We start from the raw sequence: 21,018 nt of genomic DNA on the forward strand, positions 1-21,018 counted from the left end.
CTCTAGGGTGGTGGCCGTCGTTGGGACAGCTGAGGGCAACGGGGACCCTGGGGAATCGCGGAGGAAAGAACGACAGTGGGCAACAGAAGGCGCGTCGCCGAGCGACGGAAGACGAGACCCGCCGTGATCGGCGGGGTGATCGCCGTGGTCGTCGTGGGCGCCGGGGCCGGTGCCTACGCGCTGTACGGCGGTGGCGCCGCCGCCGACGACGGGGCGCGGGCGTCGGACCAGAAGGCCGAGGTGAAGACCGGCCCGCTGTCCCCGGCCGAGGTCACCACCACCGCCCGCGCCTTCCTCACCGCCTGGCAGTCCGGAAAGGTCCCGCAGGCCGCCGCGGCCACCGACGACGCCTCCGCGGCCCAGCGGCTGCTCACCGGCTTCGCCAAGGACGCCCGCATCAAGAACGTCACCCTCACCCCGGGCAAGCCCACCGGCGACAAGGTGCCGTTCTCCGTCAAGGGCACGGTGTCCTACAAGGGAACGGACAAGCCGCTGGCCTACGACAGCGCCCTCACCGTCGTGCGCCGCACTGCCGACGGGAAGCCGCTGGTCGACTGGCACGCGGCGGTCGTGCACCCAGCCCTGAAGGACGGCGACACGCTGGTCACCGGCGCGGCCGGCACACCCCCGGTCAAGGCCCTCGACCGGGACGGCGGCGAACTGACCAAGGACGCGTACGCCTCGATCGGCCCGATCCTGGACGGACTGCGCGAGAAGTACGGCAAGGTGGCCGGCGGCAAGGCCGGCATCGAACTGCGGGTCGTGCGCGGGAAGTCCGCCAAGGCGAAGGACCTCTCCGACAAGACGCTGCTGGAGCTGAGCGAGGGCACTCCCGGCACGGTGAAGACCACGCTGGATCCCGCCCTGCAGGCGGCGGCCGAGCGGCAGGTCGCGAAGAAGGCCAGGTCGTCGGTGGCCGTGGTGCGGGCGTCGACCGGCGAGATCCTGGCCGCCGCCAACGCCTCCCGCGGCTTCAACACCGCCTTCCAGGGCTCCCTGGCCCCCGGTTCCACGATGAAGGTCATCACCACCTCGCTGCTGCTGGAGAAGGGGCTGGCCTCGGCGGACAAGAAGCACCCGTGCCCGAAGTACTTCACGTACGGGCACTGGAAGTTCCAGAACCTCGACAAGTTCCAGATCAAGAACGGCACCTTCAAGGCCAGCTTCGCCCGCTCCTGCAACACGGCCTTCATCAGCCAGGCCCCGAAGCTGAAGAACGACGACCTGACCAAGGAGGCCCAGCAGGTCTACGGCCTGGGGCTGAACAACTGGGCGATCGGTGTGCCGTCCTTCGACGGGGCGGTGCCCGTGCAGTCGGCGGCCCAGATGGGCGCCTCGCTGATCGGGCAGGGCGGGGTCCGCATGAACCCGCTGAACATGGCCTCGGTGTCGGCGACCGTCAAGTCCGGCACCTTCCACCAGCCGTACCTGGTCTCCCCGGACGTGGACGGGCGCAAGCTGGCCAAGGCCTCGCGCACGATGCCGGCGAGCACCCTGTCCCAGCTGCGTGAGCTGATGTCGTACACGGCCGCGTACGGCACGGCAGCGGAGGCGATGGCCGGGGTCGGCGGCGATGCCGGTGCGAAGACCGGGTCCGCCGAGGTCGACGGGCAGAAGAAGCCGAACGGCTGGTTCACGGCCTACCGGGGCGACCTGGCCGCCGCGGGCGTGGTCCAGCAGGGCGGGCACGGCGGCTCGACGGCCGGTCCGATCGTGGCGGCACTGCTGAAGCAGGGGGACTGAGCACCGGTTTCAGTGCGTGACGGGTTCCGCGACGGCCATGTACGTCCGCCGCAGGAACCGCAGCAGCGCCTGCCGCTCGAACTGCACCACCGACACGCCCTGCGCGGAGTGGAACTCCACCACGACCTGCACCCGGCCGCACGGCCACACCCGCACCTCGCCGCTCCCGGCGGGGGCCCGCAGCCCCTCTTCCAGCAGCTCGCGGCCGAAGGTCCACTCGCGTCCCCCGGCCCCTGGCAGCCCCATGCGGACCACCCGGGGGTCGTGGTCGGGGTCGTACCGCAGGGTGACCGGAACCGCCTCCAGCTCGTCGACGAGCGGCACGGCCGCGTCCGAGACGATGTGGGCTCGCGCGTACTGCTCGACTACGGACATCGGACAGCCCCTTCACCGTGCGCAATCCGAGTGGAAACCATGCGCCCACTCCCCCTCCAATGTCGCATGTTTTCCGGATTGCGCCCCTGGAGCCGGACATATCCCCGGTGAGATAAAACGAGCGGCCCGCTCTTGCAAACCATTCGCATCAAGCCACATCATCGAACGGTGCATGTACCTGACGGATTCATCAACGCGCCCACCTCCGCCGCCACCGGTGTGATCGCCGCGGGCGCCATCGCCGTAAGCCTGCGCGGCGCACGCCGCGAACTCGACGAGCGCACGGCGCCGCTGGCCGGGCTCGTCGCGGCGTTCATCTTCGCGGTGCAGATGCTGAACTTCCCCGTCGCGGCGGGGACCAGCGGCCATCTGCTCGGCGGTGCGCTGGCGGCGATACTCGTCGGCCCCTACACCGGGGTCCTGTGTGTCTCCGTCGTCCTGCTGATGCAGGCCATCCTCTTCGCGGACGGCGGGCTGACCGCGCTCGGCGTCAACATCACCAACATGGCGATCGTCACGACGGTCGTCGCCTACGCCCTCTTCCGCGGCCTGGTGAAGGTGCTGCCCCGCACCCACCGTTCGGTCACCGTCGCCTCCTTCGTCGCCGCCCTGGTCTCCGTCCCGGCCGCCGCGCTGGCCTTCACGCTGATGTACGCCGTCGGCGGCACCACCGACGTGTCGATCGGCAAGGTCGCCACCGCCATGGTCGGCGTGCACGTCCTGATCGGCATCGGCGAGGCCGTGATCACCGCGCTGACCGTCGGCGCGGTCATCGCCGTACGCCCCGACCTGGTCTACGGGGCGCGCGGACTGACGCAGAGGCTCAAGCTGCGGGTGAACGGCGAACTGGTCGACGCACCCGGTGCCGAGCCGGAGACCGCCCCGGTGGCCGCCCGGACCTCGCACCGCAAGGTGTGGGCCGCCGGCCTGGTCGCCTCCCTCGTGCTGGCCGGCTTCGTCAGCTTCTACGCCTCCGCGAACCCCGACGGTCTGGAGAAGGTCGCCGCCGACCACGGCATCGACAAGAAGACCGAGGAGCACGCGGTGGCCGACTCCCCGCTCGCCGACTACGGGGTCAAGGACGTCGACGACGCCCGCCTGTCCGGGGGGCTGGCGGGCGTCATCGGCGTGGGGGTCACGGTCGTCGCGGGCACCGGTGTGTTCTGGACCGTGCGCCGCCGCCGTACGGCCGACGCCTCCCCGCCGAACACGACGAGCGTCTGACATGGGGGCGGGGCACGCGCACAAGCTGTACCGGCACGGGCACTCGCCCGTGCACGGCCTGCCGCCGCACACCAAGCTCGCGGCGGTGTTCACCTTCGTGGTGGTCGTGGTGTCGACGCCGCGCGAGGCGATGTGGGCGTTCGGGCTGTACGCCGTGCTGCTCGGGGCCGTCGCCTGCGTCGCGCGCGTGCCCGCCGCCTTCCTGCTGAGGCGGCTGCTGATCGAGGTGCCGTTCGTCGCGTTCGCGGTGCTCATGCCGTTCGTGGCGGAGGGCGAGCGGGTCGACGTCCTCGGCCTGTCCCTGAGCGTGAACGGCCTGTGGGGCGCCTGGAACGTGCTCGCCAAGGGCACCCTCGGCGTCGCGGCCTCGGTGCTGCTGGCCGCCACGACCGAGCTGCGCGAACTGCTCCTCGGCCTGCAGCGCCTCAAGCTCCCGCCGCTCCTCGTGCAGATCGCGTCCTTCATGATCCGCTACGGCGACGTCATCACCGACGAGATGCGGCGCATGCGGATCGCCCGGGAGTCACGCGGCTTCGAGGCCAGGGGCATCAAGCACTGGGGCGTCCTCGCCAAGTCGGCCGGCGCGCTGTTCATCCGCTCCTACGAGCGCGGCGAGCGCGTCCACCTGGCCATGGTCAGCCGCGGCTACGCCGGCTCCATGCCCGTCATCGACGAGGTGACCGCGTCCCGGGCGCAGTGGTCGTACGCCCTCGCCCTCCCCTGCGCCGCTCTGCTCGTCTGTCTGCTGGGATGGATGCTGTGACTGATGTGACGCCTTCGCTCGACGTGGCCGGACTGGCCTTCGCCTACCCCGACGGCCATCAGGCCCTCTTCGGCGTGGACTTCTCGGTCGCGCGCGGCGAACGGGTCGCGCTGCTCGGGCCGAACGGCGCCGGCAAGACGACTCTCGTGCTGCACCTCAACGGCATTCTGACCGGCGGCGCCGGCACGGTGGAGGTCGCCGGGCTGTCCGTCGACAAGCGGAACATGGCCGAGGTGCGGCGCCGGGTCGGCATCGTCTTCCAGGACCCGGACGACCAGCTGTTCATGCCGACGGTCCGGGAGGACGTGGCCTTCGGGCCCGCGGCGGCCGGGCTGAGGGGGACAGAGCTGGAGGAGCGCGTGGACCGGGCGCTGGAGCGGGTCGGCATGGCCGGGTTCAAGGACCGCCCGCCGCACCATCTCTCCTTCGGCCAGCGCCGCCGCGTGGCCGTCGCGACCGTGCTGGCGATGGAGCCGGAGATCCTCGTCCTGGACGAGCCCTCCTCCAACCTCGACCCCGCCTCCCGCCGCGAGCTGGCGGACATCCTGCGCTCCCTGGACGTGACCGTGCTGATGGTCACGCACGATCTGCCCTACGCCCTGGAGCTGTGCCCGCGCTCCCTGATCCTCAGTGACGGGGTGATCGCGGCCGACGGTCCGACCGGTGAGCTGCTCTCCGACGAGGAGCTGATGCGGGCCCACCGTCTGGAGCTGCCGTTCGGTTTCGATCCGCGTTCCGTCCCGGCGGCTGCGGCCCGTCCCTGACAATGGGCGCGTGACGAACGAGGAGAGCGACGGATCACTGCTGCTGGACGAGCAGCTGTGCTTCGCGCTGTACGCCGCCCAGCGCGCGGTGACGGCGGCGTACCGCCCGCTCCTCGACGAACTGGGCCTCACCTATCCGCAGTACCTGGTCCTGCTGGTCCTCTGGGAGCGTGGCGAGACGACGGTGAAGGAGCTGGCCGCGGCCCTGCGCCTCGACTACGGCACGGTCTCGCCGCTGCTGAAGCGGCTCGAGGCGGCCGGTCTGGTCCGGCGTGAGCGGTCGGCGCGGGACGAGCGGTCGGTGCTCGTGGCCGTGACCGGGCGCGGGGAGGAGCTCCGGGAGCGGGCGGGGCGGGTGCCCGGCGCGCTGGTCAGGGCGACCGGGCTGGACGCGGCGGAGGCCGGGCGGTTGCGTGCGGAGCTGTGGCGGCTGGCCGAGCGGGCGGAGTCGGCGGCGGGCCGGGCCCGCTGAGGGTTACCCCCGGTTGCCGCCCCCTGGTCACGACAGGGGAGTTACCGGCCAGTACCTTGTGCACGATGTGTTTGTGCACACCTGGTTCCGGGGGAGGACAGCATGACTGACGGCCCCGCCGTCGACACCCGCCCGACGAAGATCATGTTCGTGGCGGAGGCCACCGCCCACGGCGGTCGCGACGGCTACGTCACCAGCCAGGACGGACAGCTCGACCTCAAGGTCGCGATGCCCCCGCAGCTCGGCGGCGACGGCAACGGCACCAACCCGGAACAGCTCTTCGCGGCCGGCTACAGCTCCTGCTTCCACAACGCCCTGATCCTCGTCGGCAACCGCGAGGGCTACGACCTGACCGGCTCCACGGTCTCCGCGAAGGTCGGCATCGGCCCCAACCAGCAACGCGGCTACGGCCTCGCGGTCGCCCTCAGCGTCTCCCTGCCGGTGGTCGACCCGGACCTCGCGACCAGGCTGGTGGACGCCGCCCACGAGGTGTGCCCGTACTCGAACGCGACCCGCGGGAACATCGACGTGACCATCCTGCTTGGCTAGTGCCGAGCAGCCGAGCCATTCGAGGAGTGCGGACGTGGACGTGAACGGCACAGTCGCCGAGGGCTTCGAGCCGGTCAGGGAAGCGTTCATACGGAACTTCGAGACGCTCGGGGACCGGGGCGCGGCGGTCGCCGTCTACCGGGACGGGCAGAAGGTCGTCGACCTGTGGGGCGGCACCAAGGACGTCGACGGCACGGCTCCCTGGGAGCGCGGCACCGCCCAGGTGGTGCGCTCGGCGACGAAGGGGGTCGCCGCCGCCGTCCTCCTGCTGCTGCACCAGCGCGGGCAGTTGGACCTGGACGCGCCGGTGGGGCACTACTGGCCGGAGTTCAAGGCGCAGGGCAAGGAGCGGATCCTGGTCCGGCACGTGCTGAACCACCGGGCCGGGCTGCCGGTCCTCGACCGGCCGCTGACCCCGCAGGAGGCCCTCGACCCGTCGAAGGGGCCCGCGGCCCTCGCCGCTCAGGCCCCGGCCTGGGAGCCCGGCACCGACCACGGCTACCACGCACTCACCTACGGCTGGCTGCTCGACGAACTGGTGCGGCGCGTCACCGAGCAGGGCACCGGGGAGTGGCTCGCGTCGCAGGTCACCGGCCCGCTGGGGCTGGACCTCTGGCTCGGTCTGCCGGAGTCGGAGGCCGGCCGGGTCGGGCGCGTGGGCCGCGTCGAGGGGGCCGAGCCGACCGGGGGTCTGCGGGCCCGTCCGAAGCGCTCGGTCACCGAGGCCTACGAGGACCCGGCCTCCCTCACGCGCCGGGCCTTCGCCGCGATCTCCCCGTTCCCGGACCAGAACGACCCCGCCTACCACGCGACCGCCCTACCCGCGACGAACGCCATAGCGACGGCGGACGGGCTGGCCCGCTTCTACGCGACCCTGATCGGCGACACGGCCGGGGCCGCCCGCCTCTTCACGCCCGGGACGGTGGAACTGGCCCGGGCCGAGGAGTCGGCGGGCCCCGACCGGGTTCTGGTGGTCGGCACCCGCTTCGGCCTCGGCTACATGCTGCACGGCAGCGCCTCGCCGTTGCTCACCCCGGGTTCCTTCGGCCACCCGGGCCGCGGCGGCGCCCTCGGCTTCGCCGACCCGGAGACGGGGATCGCCTTCGGCTACGTCACCAACGGCTTCCGCAAGACGGTGACGGCGGACCCACGGGCGCAGGGGCTGGTGCGGGCGGTGCGGGGCGTGCTGAACCTCTAGACGTGGATGGGGTGCGAGGTCCGGCCGGACGCCTGGTCGATCTCCTCGTGGGCTTTGGTCAGCAACGCCATGGCGAGTTCGTTGAGTGCCCGGGCCCCGGCGATCTCCTCCCCGACCCGCGGCTGATTCGCGTCGGTCCGGTGCCGGCTGGCGTGCCCGTGCGCCCGTACCTCGCTGCCGTCGGGCAAGCGGACCAACGCGGCCGCGCGCGTGTGCTGGTCGTCCTCCGTGAACTCCATCTCGACGTGCCACCCCACTGTGGTGTGCATCATGACGATCACCTCCGGAACGCTTAGTTCCAGGGTGCTCCTCGCACGGGCCGGACGCACCCGCCCGGCGGGCCCCTATCCGGCGTGCAGCATCAGCCCGATCCCGACGACCAGCAGCCCGGCCGCCGCGATCCTCGGCGCCCCGAAGCGTTCCTTGAAGAACACGGCCCCGATCGCCGCGCCGACGATGATCGATGTCATACCCGGCTCATACAGTGATTGACATGACCCGACCCAAGTTAGCCAGGGCCGCCATCACGCCGGGCGAGCCTGCAGCGATCTACTGCCGCATCTCGCACACCAGGGACGAGGACCAGACCGGCGTCGACCGGCAGGAACGCATCTGCCGGGACATCGCCGAACGCCTCCAGCTCCGCATCGAGCCCACACACGTCTACATCGACAACAACCGCTCGGCGTGGCAGCGCGACCGGAAACGCCCCGGTTGGGAAGCAATGCTGAGGGCGATGGGGGCCGGGGAGATCCGGCACGTCATCGTCTACCACCCCGACCGCCTCATGCGGCAGCCCAAGGACCTTGAAGAGCTGCTCTCCATCGCCGACGACAAGCGCGTCCTGCTCCACGGCGAGGCGAACCGCCGCGATCTCTCGGACCCCGACGACCGCTTCATCCTCCGCATCGAGGTCGCCCACGCGTGCCGCTCCTCAGACGACTCGTCCCGCCGTCTCAAGGACGCCCTGAAGGATCACGCCCGCGAAGGCCGGCCACACGTGGGCAACCGACCCTACGGCTACACCCGCGACGGCCGCGCAATAGTCGAGGAAGAGGCAGAGATCGTCCGTGAGGTCTACCGCCGCTACCTGGACGGAGAATCGCCGCTCGGCATAGCGCAGGATCTCGTAGCACGGGGCATCCTGACGTCGAAGGGCAAAGAGTGGAACCCCGAAAACGTGCGGCATCTGTTGTCGTCCCACTTCGTGGCCGGGCTGCGCTTCCACCTGGGCGAGGAAGTGGCCGTCGGGACGTGGCCCGCCATCATCGACCGCGGGCAGTGGGACGAGGTGCAGCGGCTCAGGGAGTACCGCGCCCAACAGCACCAGGACACGAAGAAGCGCCCGGTTCGAAACTACCTTCTGCGCGGAGTCGCCACGTGCACGTGCGGCGCCCGCATGGGCGGCACGAACAGCGGCAGGTACGCCTACTACCGGTGCACCCGCTCCGACAACACCGACCAGCAGAAGTGCAACCGCTCCATCTCGGCCGGGCCGCTCGAAGACTTCGTTCGGGATGTGGCAATCAGCGTCCTGACCAAGCTGGACACCTCCGGCTACGAGCCCGCCACAACCACGCGCCCCGAGGCAGACATCACGGCGGACGAGAAGGACAGGGCCAAGCTGAACGAACTGAAGGAGATGTGGCTCAACGACGACAACTTCACGACTGCCGACTTCCAGGCCATGCGTGGGCCAATCGTCAAGCGGATGAAGGAGCGGCAGCGGAAGACCGTCAAGCGACCGGTCGTCGTCCTGGAGGGGATCGCCGGGCCAGAGGCCGAAGCCAACTGGAGGAAGCTGGAGGAGGCGGAGGAGCACGCGCGCATGAACGCGATCTACCGATACCTGTTTGCCGCCGTGATCGTCCGTTCGCCGACGCGGAAGGGCAGGGGGTTCGACACGGACCGGGTGGAGATCGAGCCGAACCCTCTGGACTGAAGAATCCGGTCAAGGTCGGCAGCATTGCAAGCGCACGTACGTCTCTGCCATAACCCGAAGTTTTCCGAAAGTCAGCACGACACCGCGCCTGTCACTTCTTATGGTTCGGCGGCAGAGAGATGACCTTCAGCCCGACCTGCTGAGCGCGTAGACGCATGCCGAAGTCATCGGTGAGCACACGGCAACCGGTCCCAGGGTGAAGGTTGTCCAGGTCTGCGGCACAACGCAAGATCGCCAAATCGGCATCGCCACCGCGATCATCTGTATTGACCCACACCTCCAACGTGGCACCCGGGCGAAGCTGCACAGCCTCGCCGGGCTTACCTCCCTTGAGGAAACGCTCAAGGTAGCGGATGGCCGTAGTGGCCCTCTTGGCGAGTTCCCCTTGACCGTACTTCTGCTTGTCCAGCTCATCGATCACGCGCAATGGAATTACGAGTCGCGCATCTTGGACTGTCTCGCCTTGAGCCTTGAAGATGTCCCGCCACAGAATGTCACCTGGCTGCGACCAGTGGTTGAGCATGTTGGTGTCGTAGACAACAGGGAGGCCCGGCCGGGCAGCGAGCTTCTTCAGCTCGTCAAGCTCGGAACGGGCCTGCTCTAGGCACTTCACCTGATTCTCGATCTCGGTAGCGATCGCCTGGTTCTCAGCGCGGACGGCTCGCATCATATTCGCTGCCACACTGGGGTCATTGGTGAAACTAGTGGCCACGTGTGATTGCGCAATCGGCAGCAAATTCCAATAAGCCACAGAGTGCATGGTTGAGGCCAGATCCGGCGTCGCGAAAACCCGCTTTAGTACGGGGTAGGTATCGTGGACAGCGTCGGTGTAGGCACGAAATTGGTCTTGGGCGCCACGCGCATTGCCCCAAATCGTCTCGGCGCGGCGAAGCACGTCATCTGCGTGGGCGATGGTAATGCCCAGGTTCAACCTCATACCGAGAGCTTGGCAGAAGAGGAGCAGCACCGCGCCGGAATTCAAGAACAGGACCGAAGGCGGTGACACATCACCGCGCAGGCCCGAGGAGTCGTGCTAGCCGCGCCGCACTTTTCACCCCGATACGTGCGGGGAACTTGGCCGCCTGACGCTCGACCGCCCGAGCCCACTGCTCATTGTGGCGTCTCGTCATCGGGACACCTCACGCTCTTCGCGAGCGATCTCGCGATTCATGGCTATGTCTTGGCGACTCCGGCCGTGATGAGGGCCGCGCCAGGAGTGTGGCCGGACCCGACGTAACGCCAATACCGCTCGGTGACCATGGCGGCAGGGTCGGTGTGGCCCATGTGCTCAGCACGTTCGGCGCGGAGCGCAGCGTACGTCGTCGAGTAGGCGCGGGATTTGGTGAGGATGTGGCCCCGGTAGCCGAGGGTGTGAGTCCAGGCGCGCAGGCGTAGGGGTTCGTACTCAGGGAGGCCTCCGAGGCGCCAGCATGCCCGCATGAGGGCGCGGACGTGTTCGCTCACAGGTGCCGCGTCGATGTCGTCCCAAGCGGTGACCTTGTGGTCGGTGCCGGCCCCGGTCTCGTCCGCGCCCTTGGAGACGTACTTGGCGACGTATGCGGCTACCGCGTCATAGTCGGGGCCGTCACCGTGGGAGCGCAGGGGGCGGATGTCGGTCTGAGCACCCCAATTGAGAGTGAGTTCGCCGAGGGCCGGACTGTAGGGGGTGCGGACAAGGACCCGTCCGGCGGAGGCCCGGACGGCATCGGTGAGGTGCTCGGCGGTCCCCCAGGCCGGAGGTTCGTCGTCTGGCCCGTTGGGGCCGTCGAGGCGGACCACGGCGTGAATGTGGACGGCAGCGCGTTTCTGGTACTCGGCGACGCGGGCGAAGGACAGCCGGGCATGGGCTGCGAAGCGGGACTGCACGAGGCCGGCCGAGGAGGCGAGGCGTCGTCGGACGTCTATGACGAAGCGGTCCCACAGCTTGGAGGCGTGCGCGTGCCACAGGACGTGGGCGATGTAGTCGTAGCAGTCCGGGCAGAGGGGTTGTCCGACAGCGGGGGCGTCGGGAGCGTGGGCGGCCCCGCAGCCGAGGGAACGACCGTGCTCGCAAGTACCGCCGTCACGGCGGGGGCGGCATATCAGGCCCGCGCGGTGGACCGGACCGAAGGAGGGTGCGGTGAGGGTGACGAAGAGGCGAGGCCGCGTGCGCACGGTGGCGGGAACGTTCTTGCCGCCCGTGAGACCGGCGCGGACGAGATGGAAGGTGTCGCCCGCGTGGAGACGGGAGCAGGCGGGGCAGACCGTTGCCCGGCGGTTGCGGCAGCGGACCAGGAGGCGTTCGCCGGGTTCGTTGCGGGTGTCGTAGTGGTGGAGGATTTCGCCGGTTGGGCCGTCCAGGGTGGTGGTGGAGCCGGAGAGGTGCACGGGGTGGGCGCAGCCGCCGGTTTGGGTGATCTGTCGCAGCCAGCGGGGGAAGTCGGGGTCTTGGGCAATGCGGAGGGCGTCTCGGTCGGCTTCGGGGAGCTGACGCAGGCGCGCCGCGCGGTCGAGGGCGGCGCGCCGGTCAGCCGGGGCGGTGGGGTGCGGGGTGATGGTGGTGACCTTCCAGGGTGGGCCGCCGCAGCGGCACGGGTGGTGAGTGGTGGCGCGTCATCGGTCATGGGGATCACTCCTGGTCGGGTCGGTCGGGGTGGTGGGGTTAGCGGATGGTTCCGGTGCCCCGGCAGACGCGGCAGCGGCGCAGTCGTCCGGTCCAGGTCTTGCGGGCTCCGTCGCCCTTGCAGTGGGTGCACCTCACGCGGCGCATGGTCATGGAGGGGTCCTTGTCTCTCAGGTGTGGGAGAAGCCGCTGACGGCCCAGGTGACGAAGCCGTGGATGGTGAACAGGACGGGGGTCTGGCCGAGGTAGAGGCCGAAGAGGCCGACGCAGACCGCTTCCCAGCCGCGTACGTCGCGGGAGCGGACGAGGAGGACGGTGATGATCCCGAAGACCACCGCGAACGTGAACGCCGTACCTTCGCTGATCACTTGACGTCTCCTTCCAGCGCCACCAGGGCGCGCTCTATGGCGGGGAGTTCGGGGGTCATGCCGGAGTGCTTCCGGGCCGTGGCCACGGCCTCATCCGAGGGGGTGAGGTGGGATCGGGCACGGGCCCAGCCGCCGTCAGGGCGGGTGCACACGGCCACGCCGCGTTCCTGAGCCGTGATCGCCTGTGCGACTGCCACGGCGTCCTTGTTGAGGTCGCCCAACGTCATCTCTGCCGTGCCGGGGTCGTTGACGCGGTGGCAGATCCGGCCGCCGAGCTGGGCACGCAGAGCGGTGACGCCGGGGCCGAGGTCGGATCCGACGCGTTGGCCGGCAACCACCAGGTGCAGGCCGAGCGCGGCACCGAGCTGCGCCAGCCGCAGCAGCAGCGTCGAGCACTGCTCTGCTTCCGCCTTGCTCTGCCGGGTGCCGTCGGACAGGTACAGCTCCGCGATCTCGTCCACCAGGACCACGACCGGCACCGGCCGGAGCTTGTCCGGCAGCTCCCACACGGAGCGCACCCCGGCCGTGCGGCAGGCGCTCATGCGCTCCTGCATGTCGACCACCAGGGCCGTCAGCACGGCGACCGCTTCGCGCCTCGATGTGGCGAGCACGCTCAGCCGCGAGGCGAAGAGGCCGAGTTCCATACCGCCCTTGCAGTCGATGCCGACCAGCGCGACGGGTTGGGGCGCGAGTTGGGTGATGACCCGGGCGAGCAGGGTCGACTTGCCCGAGCGGGTGGCCCCCACGATGAGCCAGTGCGGGACCAGGCGCAGGTTCATCACCCACGCCCCGCCCGTCTCCAACGCTCCGATCAGCGCGGAGAGCAGTTCCGCCGGGGCGCTGGCTAACCCGGGCCGCTCCAACGGGTCTATGGCCGTGGCCGTCAGTAGCACAAGGCCGCGTTGCGGCGAGGTGACCCGCACGGCGTGGACCTTCCACGCGTGGACCAGCGCGTCAGCCGCCTGCATGTAGGTGGCCGGGGTCTGGCCCGCGTGCAGCCGCACCACCACCGTCAGCCCCATACGGGTGGCGCGCGGGAACGAGATCCGCGGGGCCACCGGCCGCACCGGGTCGCCCTTGACCAGCAGATGCCCGACCAGCGTGCGGGCCGGGAGCCGGGACACGGCGAGGTCGTTGAGCAGGGCGACCCGCCGCCAGGTCGACGCCACCCGCCATGCCGTGACCGGGTATCCGGTGAGGTACCAGTGCCAGGCCGGTCGGTGGCGGCGCACCAGGTCACCGACGACCAACAGCCACGCCACCACCGCCAGCGCGAAGGCGATCAGGATCGGTTCCATCAGGCGTCACCGCCCTTGCCGTGCGCCGTCGCCGTGGCGGGTACGGGGGTGATGGCGTCGGCACGGAAGCTGACGCCGTGACGGTCGCCCATCGCCCAGGCGAACGCCGTCAGGCCGGTCACCTTGACGATCTGGCCCTCTTGGATGCCCTTGGGTTCACCGCTCACGGCGATCTCGATGACGGAGATCCGCCGCCGGTCCTGCCGCACGGTCACGGCGACGGTGTAGACCGGGTTGCCGTCCCGGTCCTTCTTCACCTCTTGCGTCTCGGGGTTGCTGAGCTTTGCTTCCGGCGCGATGGCGCAGCGCATTACGCCTAGCCGCGTCGTGTCCACGGGAATGGACTGCATTTCTGTGGCCTCCCTGGCCAATCAGGACGCCCGACCCATACGGACGTCACTTGTCCTTACGAGTGACAAGCCTGGAGCACTGTACGGCGAGAGTGCAAGTACTTATGCTGACGAGTGATGTCGCGCGTGCGACGTGCCTACGACACCGAACCGGAGATGCCGAGATGACGGAGATCCAGCGCCCCGGAGCCCTCTACCAACAGGTGGCCGCCGCCATCCGGGAAGCGATCCTGTCGGGCGAGTTCGCCCCCGAGTCCCTGCTGCCGTCCGAAGCGCAGCTCATGGCCCGCTACCAGGTCTCCCGCCCCACCGTCCGCAACGCCATCGCAGCACTGCGCGCAGAGGGACTGATCGACGTCCGGCACGGCAAGGGCAGCTTCGTACGCTGCGACGGACATCCCGCCCTCAGCTTGGATCGCCGCATCAGCCATGCTCCGGCCGGTCAGTTCTTCATGCCCGGCGGCGACGTCTGGGACGAGGCCGAGGAACCGAGCGTGCACCGCACCCGCACGACGAAGGCGACTGGGCGACTCCTCGGTCTGGGCGAGGAAGAGGAGCTGTTCGGCTGTGACCGTCTCCTGACCGACGCCGCCTCGGGCACTCGGGCGATGCACCGGATGCTGATCCCTTTCGAGGTCGCCGAGAGTGTGCCGGCACTTGCCAAGGAGCCTGGCCAGCAGCCGACAGCGGCATACGCCGCGCTTGCTAAGGCGGGGCACAAGCTGTGGTGGTCGGAGACGGTGCGCGCCCGCATGCCGGTGCCCGACGAGCGCGTCACGCTCCAGCTCCCGGACGCGACCCCGATCCTGCACCTGTCCCGCATCACGCACGGCACCGACGACCGCCCGCTGATCCTCGAAGAACTCCGCATCGGAGCCGACCGCGCCGAAGCCGCCTACCGGATCACCGCCGACAAACAACCCACCCGACGCCGCCACACCTGACCGGCAACGATGATCGGTCGAAACCACCTTCACTTCCTCAAGGGCGCGCCTGCGGCGCGCCGGGGCGCCCGGCCGCCCCGGCCGGGCATGCGGCGTGACCGCCGATCCCGTCCGGTCGCCCGACGCCCGACACCGCAGCACGGCCAAGGAGTCGAGGCAACGCCCGCCCGCCGGAGGCTGGGGCGTGGTCGGCTGAGGGTCGCCGGGCTCCGAGACTTTAGGCAGCCACCATGGGGCGAGCCTCGAAGAACAGGGGGCCCATCGGGCACAAACGCGGGCAGGACCAGTGCCTGCCCGATTCGCCGGGCGAGCGTAAGGCCCCCTGTTCACTCGCCCCATGGCAGCTCCCGCCCAAAGTCTCTCCACCCGACGACGTGCCCACCCGCACCGCCCACCCACCACGGCGCCCATCACCGCGCACCGCCGTCGTGGCCAGCCAGCGCCTCCAGGAGCACGGCGAGCCGATCCGCCGCCTCCGGCCGGCCCGCCAAACGCACCACACCGCGCCCCGTATCGTCCGCCGACGCCACGGCCCGCACCGCGGACAACTCGAAGCCCGCGCCCAAGAGCGCACGATTCAGCCGATCCGCAGACTCACGCGCCGACCGCCAGCCCCCGACGTAATCGACCCCACGCACCCACAGACCCGACCCCGCGTCCGCGATGTCGTCGAGGCCGTCACGCAGCCAATCCTCACCCGCGCCAGTCACTTGGCCACTCCATCCGCTTAACCGACGGATCATCAACTCTTCGTGGCCCGGGGCGTGTAGACAGCACAGCGACCCCGGTACCATCGGGCACCGGGGAACGCTGTGTCCCCTCCCGGACCACCCCGGTTGCTGCCAGGCGCGGGGGTGGTCCGGTCTCGGTATGAGGTTGTGAAGCGCGGCCCCTTGCCCGGGTGGGGAACCCGGTAGACAGTTCGCAAGGGACCGCGCCCCGTGGGCCGGAGAGGTCAGACTCCGGCCGGTGTCCGGGCCGTCGCTCCGCTCCTGATCGCGAAGGAGTGTTCGGGAGGCGACGGCCCGGAGATCAACGAGGTGAGCCGGCCCCTGCTCCTTGGGCCACATCCATGCGGCACCACACCGTCTTGCCGCCGCCCTCTCCCGGCGTCCACCAGACAGCGGACGCCAGCCGCTGAACGATCAGCAGCCCTCGACCGTTGTCGGGCAGCACTGCCTCTGACAGCTCACCCATCAGTCCAGGCGAGAAGACATCTCCCACAGGGAGGAGCGGCGGCGTCGAGTCCTCATCCGTGACCCCGATGAAGAGCCACTTCGGCCACAGCTTGAAGCTCACGTCCATACGACGGGACCCGCCAGGCTGAGCCAGAGCAGGTTCCGGCACCACGTGATTCACCACGTTGCCGACCAGTTCCGAGACGATCAGCCGAGCGTCGTCCACCATGGCATCCGCACCTGCGCCCCGCAGGAACACGGCCGTCATGTCTCGCGCCACGCGCGCCGAGTCGGCGGCCTCCGCAAAGAGGGTCACAGTCAAGAAGTGCCCTGCGGAGAGATCAGGCTTCGCGAACCAATGGGCGAACGCCTCGATTTCCGCACCCATGTGCTCGCGCTGCCGCGTTTTCCTCGCGTCCATGACGTCCCCTTGTCAGCTTCGACGGCCCCTTCCCGGACCACTTGCTACGCGGAAGCCAGTACACGGCGAACGGCGTCTGACCGGGAGTGTCCACCGGGGGGTTCAGATGAACACCGGCAAAACCCGCGGGGGTTCACCAATGAACCCCCCAACCCCTCACGTTGTGACACGATGAACACTCGCCGTCATTTCTCGGGTTGGCAGGGGAGCATGAGCCGAGAGCCGAACGCGCAACTGATCGCCGTCATGAACGAAGCGCAGGTCTCGAACAAAGGGCTTGCGAAACGAATGAAGGACGCCGCAACGCAACGCGGCGTGCCCCTGGGAACCACTCACGTCGCCGTCCAGCGTTGGCGCGACGGCGCAGGCATCCAGCCTCAGACGGCAGCGATCATGGCTGATGTCCTCAGTGCCAAGCTGAACCGTCGCGTCACGCCCGGCGATCTCGGATTCTTCGATCACGCGAAGCAGCCCACCCCGGACTCTGTCGGTTACCCGCGCACTGTCCCCGACGCGCTGTCCATGCTTGACGGACTAGCCCAGGAACGCGCCGAAGACACACCGGACGATCGAGGTCTGATCGTCGCTGACGCAGACCTGAGTTCCACCGTCCTGTCGTGGATGATCAGTAGGCCGGACGGCATCCAGGCCGACAGGCCGGCACACCAGAGAATCGGCATGCGCGACGTCCGGGCAATCCGAGACGCAGCGGACATGTTCATGCAGCTCGACTTCAAGTACGGAGGCGGCCACGGCCACCGCGCCTTACGCCACTACTTCCGGCACGAAGTCCTCCCTCTGCTCAGCGCGAGCTACAGCCAGAAGGTTGGCACCGCGCTCTACGGCGCAGCCGCCGAGGTGTCCCAGCTCCTCGCATGGACCGCGTACGACACCGGCAACCACAGACTCGCCCACCGCTACCTGACCTCCACTCTGCGCCTGTCTCAGGTCATCGATGACCGCATGTTCGGCGCCCGCATTCTCGGCAACCTCAGCCACCAGGCCAACTACCTCGGCCACCACACCCAGGCCATCCAACTGGCCCGAGCCGCCGTCGAGGGAGCCAAGGGCAGAGCCACCCCACGTGCCATGGCGAACTACGCCGCCATGGAGGCACGCGCCCTGTCGAACGCAGGCGACCGAATCGCCGCAGGACGCGCCATGAACGAAGCGGAACGCCACTTCGAGCGCGCGGACACCGGAGAAGACCCGGCATGGCTGGGCTACTTCGACTCAGCGGAACTCATGGGCGAACTCTGCCATTGCTTCCGCGACCTCAAGATGCGCCGCGAAGCCATCGAGCAGGCGCAGCGGGCCGTGGACAGTACCGACCCGAAGTACGCCCGCACGCTCGGGTTCTGCCGCATGGTTCTCGCCCAGAGCCAGCTACTCAACGGCGAACTGGAACCCGCCGTCCAGACAGCCAGCCTGGCCGTGGACGGCGGCGACAGCCTTCAGTCAAACCGCTTCCAGCGCTACGTCACCGACTTCCAGGCCGAGGTCAGCGGACACGGGGGCAACCCCGTGGTGGCCGCCTTCAACGACCAGGTACGCGATGCACTGGCCCGTCTGGACGACGACGAGTAGCCCCCTACCAGGGACGCCAGTCCCGCGGAGCAGCATCATCACGAAGCGCCGCGATACGCCGGCGGTACTCAGCAGCCGTCCTCTCGTCCTCCCGGATGTTCTGCATGAGCCACGTCGTCATGCCGAACTCCTGAAGACCGCGCAGCGTCTCGTACCCAGGCCAGTCATGCAGGTCCCGCCCATATGCGCTCACGAAGTCGGCGTACTGCTCGTCGCTCTGCCACCCAAGGCTGTGATGCTCAACGGCCGTGACCATCAAATCCCACTCCGGGTGGTCGTAGCAGAAGGCCTCGAAGTCGATCAGCACCACCTGCCCTCGGTCGTCCACCATCAGGTTTTGCACGTGAGCATCCCCGTGCACCGGCCCCCGAGGAGTCTCAAACCTCAGCTCGGCATACCGATCCTGCAGTTCACGCCACCGCTTCCGCAGAAACGTCCGGTCATCCTCGGGAATCGGCGCACGATCGATCCGCAGCTCTTGCTTACCGAAGGGGTCAAAGCGAGGCAGCTCAAGCCTGGCCGGCGCCTTGAGCGAGTGAAGGTCACGCAGCGCCGCCCCCAGTTCCCCGTAGGCAGCCTTCCGATCACCCTCCACGATCCGGTGCCAGAACGTCACCGGATGCCCGTCGATCAGCAGGGGCTGTTCCACATCCTCCACGATGCGTGCCGCGCACACCCCCTCTTCTTCCAACCACCGGGCAACTGCAACTTCCTTCTGCGCCGTTGGCAGCCACTCCCGCCCCCGAGCCACGCGGACGATCACCGGTGCCTCAGTCAGCCGGAACAGCGCATTCTCACCAAGCCGGATCAACGCAGCGCCTCTGTCGTTGAGCCCCACTGCCCGGCACGCGGCAACCATCACCCGCGTAACCGCCGCCGACGTGAACCCCTCGTCCGATCGAGCAGCGTCAACCGCCATGCCCGTACCAGCTCCCCTAGTCGCGCGATCAATCGGGTGCGTCACGGGTGACCAACCCGACGCACGCCGAACACACGCTGACGCTACCCGCCTACGAGCGAGTAAGGCCTGGCGACCACTGGAGGCCGCTTCGCAATCACCCACCTATCGCGAAGAGTTACGGGCCACGACGGTACGAAAGCAGTCGAAGTCCTCTAGGTCCACGAGATCGTCTGCTCCTCTTCGTGAGCTTCTCCAGCCTCGGTCCACCGATGTACCACGGTCCCCTGCAAGGCGAACCCTAGCCCCGTTGCTGCTACTGGAAAATCGACGTGCGAGCGAGGGAGGATGCTCGATGCCGTCATGTCTCCGAACGCGATTGGAGCCTCCCCTTCCGCAGCAGAGCGAAGCTCCAGCTCTACATCTTCTGCGACCGTGTCGCCCAGATTCTCCACGCGGAGGCGTTCTCTCACTGACTTCATTTTCACTCGCCCGCGATTATCGGTCACCGGCTCTCGATCGAAGAGATAAGTGGACCGCAAAATCGCTCCCGAAACCGAGGCAGGAGCCTCAGCATCATCGTGACTCAGATCACTCAAATCGTAGGCGTCACGCTCTAGGCTTCTGCGCACTTTGGTGACGAGGTCGTCTGGGGAGACATAGGTTCCCGTCAGACCGTACTCCTGCATTTCCAATCGGAATTCTTTTAGCGCTTTGAGCTGATCAGGATCATGGTCGCGCGGCACAGAACCTTCGGAAAAGAAGACATGAACCACAGCACCACGTTCACGAGCCCGGAGAATCTCCTCTGCCGTGCCAGAGGCTGCACGAGCAGTCGCCTTACCAAGACGACTATTGAATACCGCAATTACAATGTCCGCCGCATCAGCAAACTGCTCATTAATCTCCTGCTGGGCATCATTACGCCCCATCATCGGAACAGCGTCCAACTCCCACCGCAACGGCAGCATGTGAACCTTGCGTCGCAGCGTGTGATCACTGTTCCAGCTACGAATTACATCCTCAACGAGGTCACGCTCGGAGGCCGTGTCGCCCGGAGATGCGATCAAAACGCTCAATGTGATTGTTTGCAGAGCCATGAACAACAGACTAAGGGCACGCACTGACAGCGAGGGGGCGCATCACCGAAAAGGCGGGCAATCGCGCTATCGACCAGGTCACGCTGACGTTGCCACCTCGGGAGGGAGCCTGGCACCCCCAGAGGTCCCCTTCCGCCACATGTGGGGCATTTACCCGATTCGCCCCACCAGCTGCGTCACCAGCCTTCCGGCCCCTTCGTTCGATCTGACTTGCATCTAAACAGCCGCACGTCACAGCGTGTGTGTGCTAAGCCTAATGACATGGCTGACTACGAACTGGCTCACCCCCTATACCTCGACGTGCAGATGATGGTTAGTTTCCTTGCCTACCTCGAGGGAGGGGTGCACCTATCCAGCGAGCAGACCGTCCAGAAGGAAAAGCTACGAGCGGGAAAGCCAAACCGCGAGGGCGAGATGAAGCTACCTTCCTTGGGGGCGCTTCTGGGATTGGAATCCTCCCTTAGCACGGAAGGCGGCCACCCTGTTGCCGAAACTGCTGAGACCAAAGTGGCGCGTCACCACACCGCAGCCAGCCTGTTCAATGGGCTATATGCTTTTCTTCACCAGGACGATGCAATCCTGGCACTTGAGAACCGAGACCAGTTGGCCGCGGTCACGCCCGGCACTTTCGTAAAGCTCTCAGGGCGGTACACGGGTAATCCACTGGAAGAAATGCTGGCCATCTTCACTCAGGCGATGTCGTATATGGGAGACATTTCTCAAAGTGTTGAGGAAAAGCGCTCCCAAAAATCTGCGAGCCGCAAGTCAGGGAACCCGCAAAATCGCGAGCAGGCAGGCCAGAAAGAAGCGCATCCATACGCCGAGATGGCAGAGCAGTTCCGACAGTTCGAACAAAGCATCGAGATGAGGTTCATGAGGAAGATGAAGGAAGAGTTGGAGTCGTCACCCATTCACGACGTAGTTCTTGAAACAGCATCAGGAGTTAGGGCGGTTCTGACCGTATCGTCAGAATACTACGACGCCGCCGTTGCGGAAAAACTCAGCTCGGGGGACTTCATCGTCTTGGGCAAGGTCACCCGCGTGGTACGTGAGGGCGAGTCCATTAATCTTTCGCGTCGAAGTGTCGTGGGGAAAATGGAAGACATGTCAGGTTCTGTGACCGACGCCATGACCAATATCCCGGGATTCAACTTGCAGTCTAACGAACCGTTCGTCAGGTACCCGGCGGTTCAAATTTTGCCGATGGCAATCTTTGTATAACTTCGCCTAGCCCACCTCAGC

General features: G+C 67.9%; 21 protein-coding genes and 2 pseudogenes. 11 read left to right on the forward strand and 12 right to left on the reverse strand.

Annotation, left to right across the window (positions count from 1 at the left end; translation table 11 throughout):
* Positions 1-75: 75 nt before the first annotated feature.
* On the forward strand, positions 76-1,743 hold the full coding sequence (locus ACFU3E_RS15250; RefSeq protein ID WP_384157016.1) for a penicillin-binding transpeptidase domain-containing protein: 1,668 nt from the start codon (positions 76-78) through the stop codon (positions 1,741-1,743).
* A gap of 9 nt (positions 1,744-1,752) precedes the next feature.
* On the opposite strand, the gene ACFU3E_RS15255 is transcribed toward ACFU3E_RS15250, so the two are convergent.
* Positions 1,753-2,118: an SsgA family sporulation/cell division regulator gene (locus ACFU3E_RS15255; RefSeq protein ID WP_384157019.1), complete on the reverse strand. Its 366-nt coding sequence runs from the start codon at positions 2,116-2,118 to the stop codon at positions 1,753-1,755.
* A 168-nt stretch (positions 2,119-2,286) separates the two neighbouring features.
* On the opposite strand from ACFU3E_RS15255, the gene ACFU3E_RS15260 reads away from it, so the two are divergent.
* The 6 genes from ACFU3E_RS15260 (at position 2,287) to ACFU3E_RS15285 (ending at position 7,088) form a co-directional block, all read left to right on the forward strand.
* Positions 2,287-3,342, forward strand: coding sequence for an energy-coupling factor ABC transporter permease (locus ACFU3E_RS15260; protein WP_384157022.1), 1,056 nt, complete (start codon positions 2,287-2,289; stop codon positions 3,340-3,342).
* Between the two features lies 1 nt (position 3,343).
* Positions 3,344-4,105 carry a cobalt ECF transporter T component CbiQ gene (gene cbiQ / locus ACFU3E_RS15265; protein WP_384157025.1) on the forward strand — a complete coding sequence of 254 codons (762 nt, stop codon included), beginning with the start codon at positions 3,344-3,346 and terminating at the stop codon, positions 4,103-4,105.
* The gene (locus ACFU3E_RS15270) at positions 4,093-4,869 is read left to right on the forward strand and encodes an energy-coupling factor ABC transporter ATP-binding protein (protein ID WP_384157028.1); all 777 of its coding nucleotides are present in this window, start codon (positions 4,093-4,095) and stop codon (positions 4,867-4,869) included. Before cbiQ ends, ACFU3E_RS15270 begins: the two co-directional genes overlap by 13 nt.
* 10 nt (positions 4,870-4,879) lie before the next feature.
* Positions 4,880-5,341, forward strand: a complete 462-nt coding sequence (locus ACFU3E_RS15275) for a MarR family winged helix-turn-helix transcriptional regulator (RefSeq protein ID WP_384157031.1) — start codon at positions 4,880-4,882, stop codon at positions 5,339-5,341.
* Between the two features lie 102 nt (positions 5,342-5,443).
* Positions 5,444-5,890, forward strand: coding sequence for an organic hydroperoxide resistance protein (locus tag ACFU3E_RS15280; protein ID WP_384157034.1), 447 nt, complete (start codon positions 5,444-5,446; stop codon positions 5,888-5,890).
* Positions 5,891-5,924: 34 nt separating this feature from the next.
* Positions 5,925-7,088, forward strand: a complete 1,164-nt coding sequence (locus ACFU3E_RS15285; RefSeq protein WP_384157038.1) for a serine hydrolase domain-containing protein — start codon at positions 5,925-5,927, stop codon at positions 7,086-7,088.
* Here the strand turns inward: ACFU3E_RS15285 and ACFU3E_RS15290 are convergent.
* Both ACFU3E_RS15290 and ACFU3E_RS15295 read right to left on the reverse strand, forming a co-directional pair.
* Positions 7,085-7,360, reverse strand: a complete 276-nt coding sequence (locus ACFU3E_RS15290; protein WP_248503805.1) for a DUF1876 domain-containing protein — start codon at positions 7,358-7,360, stop codon at positions 7,085-7,087. The two genes, ACFU3E_RS15285 and ACFU3E_RS15290, sit on opposite strands and share 4 nt — an antisense overlap.
* Positions 7,361-7,432: 72 nt before the next feature.
* Positions 7,433-7,555, reverse strand: a pseudogene (locus ACFU3E_RS15295) (EamA family transporter); the annotation flags it as partial.
* A gap of 26 nt (positions 7,556-7,581) precedes the next feature.
* Here ACFU3E_RS15295 and ACFU3E_RS15300 point away from each other — a divergent pair.
* Positions 7,582-9,030: a recombinase family protein gene (locus ACFU3E_RS15300; protein WP_384157177.1), complete on the forward strand. Its 1,449-nt coding sequence runs from the start codon at positions 7,582-7,584 to the stop codon at positions 9,028-9,030.
* 91 nt (positions 9,031-9,121) lie between these two features.
* Here ACFU3E_RS15300 and ACFU3E_RS15305 read toward each other — a convergent pair whose 3' ends face one another.
* The 5 genes and pseudogenes from ACFU3E_RS15305 to ACFU3E_RS15325 form a co-directional block, all read right to left on the reverse strand.
* Entirely contained in the window at positions 9,122-9,967 is an 846-nt protein-coding gene (locus ACFU3E_RS15305; RefSeq protein ID WP_384157042.1) for a PIN domain-containing protein, read from the reverse strand.
* A gap of 189 nt (positions 9,968-10,156) precedes the next feature.
* A pseudogene (locus ACFU3E_RS15310) lies at positions 10,157-11,505 on the reverse strand (replication initiator).
* A 297-nt stretch (positions 11,506-11,802) separates the two neighbouring features.
* On the reverse strand, positions 11,803-12,000 hold the full coding sequence (locus ACFU3E_RS15315) for a hypothetical protein (RefSeq protein ID WP_136207521.1): 198 nt from the start codon (positions 11,998-12,000) through the stop codon (positions 11,803-11,805).
* Positions 11,997-13,298: an FtsK/SpoIIIE domain-containing protein gene (locus tag ACFU3E_RS15320; protein ID WP_384157046.1), complete on the reverse strand. Its 1,302-nt coding sequence runs from the start codon at positions 13,296-13,298 to the stop codon at positions 11,997-11,999. Before ACFU3E_RS15320 ends, ACFU3E_RS15315 begins: the two co-directional genes overlap by 4 nt.
* Positions 13,298-13,648, reverse strand: coding sequence for a hypothetical protein (locus tag ACFU3E_RS15325; RefSeq protein WP_384157049.1), 351 nt, complete (start codon positions 13,646-13,648; stop codon positions 13,298-13,300). The genes ACFU3E_RS15320 and ACFU3E_RS15325 overlap by 1 nt, the downstream gene beginning before the upstream one ends.
* Positions 13,649-13,812: 164 nt before the next feature.
* Between ACFU3E_RS15325 and ACFU3E_RS15330 the strand changes: the two genes are divergently transcribed.
* Positions 13,813-14,592: a GntR family transcriptional regulator gene (locus tag ACFU3E_RS15330; protein WP_384157052.1), complete on the forward strand. Its 780-nt coding sequence runs from the start codon at positions 13,813-13,815 to the stop codon at positions 14,590-14,592.
* Positions 14,593-15,002: 410 nt separating this feature from the next.
* Here ACFU3E_RS15330 and ACFU3E_RS15335 read toward each other — a convergent pair whose 3' ends face one another.
* Together ACFU3E_RS15335 and ACFU3E_RS15340 are read right to left on the reverse strand one after the other, a co-directional pair.
* Positions 15,003-15,302, reverse strand: a complete 300-nt coding sequence (locus ACFU3E_RS15335; protein ID WP_384157055.1) for a hypothetical protein — start codon at positions 15,300-15,302, stop codon at positions 15,003-15,005.
* 322 nt (positions 15,303-15,624) lie between these two features.
* On the reverse strand, positions 15,625-16,191 hold the full coding sequence (locus ACFU3E_RS15340; protein ID WP_384157058.1) for an ATP-binding protein: 567 nt from the start codon (positions 16,189-16,191) through the stop codon (positions 15,625-15,627).
* Between the two features lie 210 nt (positions 16,192-16,401).
* Between ACFU3E_RS15340 and ACFU3E_RS15345 the strand changes: the two genes are divergently transcribed.
* Positions 16,402-17,778, forward strand: a complete 1,377-nt coding sequence (locus ACFU3E_RS15345) for a sporulation protein (protein WP_384157061.1) — start codon at positions 16,402-16,404, stop codon at positions 17,776-17,778.
* A gap of 4 nt (positions 17,779-17,782) precedes the next feature.
* Here ACFU3E_RS15345 and ACFU3E_RS15350 read toward each other — a convergent pair whose 3' ends face one another.
* Both ACFU3E_RS15350 and ACFU3E_RS15355 read right to left on the reverse strand, forming a co-directional pair.
* A complete protein-coding gene (locus ACFU3E_RS15350) occupies positions 17,783-18,697 on the reverse strand; it encodes a phosphotransferase enzyme family protein (protein WP_384157064.1) in 915 nt (304 codons plus the stop codon).
* A gap of 194 nt (positions 18,698-18,891) precedes the next feature.
* Positions 18,892-19,776 carry a hypothetical protein gene (locus ACFU3E_RS15355; RefSeq protein ID WP_384157067.1) on the reverse strand — a complete coding sequence of 295 codons (885 nt, stop codon included), beginning with the start codon at positions 19,774-19,776 and terminating at the stop codon, positions 18,892-18,894.
* Positions 19,777-20,037: 261 nt separating this feature from the next.
* Between ACFU3E_RS15355 and ACFU3E_RS15360 the strand changes: the two genes are divergently transcribed.
* Positions 20,038-20,997: a hypothetical protein gene (locus tag ACFU3E_RS15360; RefSeq protein WP_384157070.1), complete on the forward strand. Its 960-nt coding sequence runs from the start codon at positions 20,038-20,040 to the stop codon at positions 20,995-20,997.
* Positions 20,998-21,018 lie beyond the last annotated feature (21 nt).

The organism is Streptomyces sp. NPDC057424 (genome assembly GCF_042803315.1).
In the GTDB taxonomy this organism is placed as follows: Bacteria; Actinomycetota; Actinomycetes; order Streptomycetales; family Streptomycetaceae; genus Streptomyces.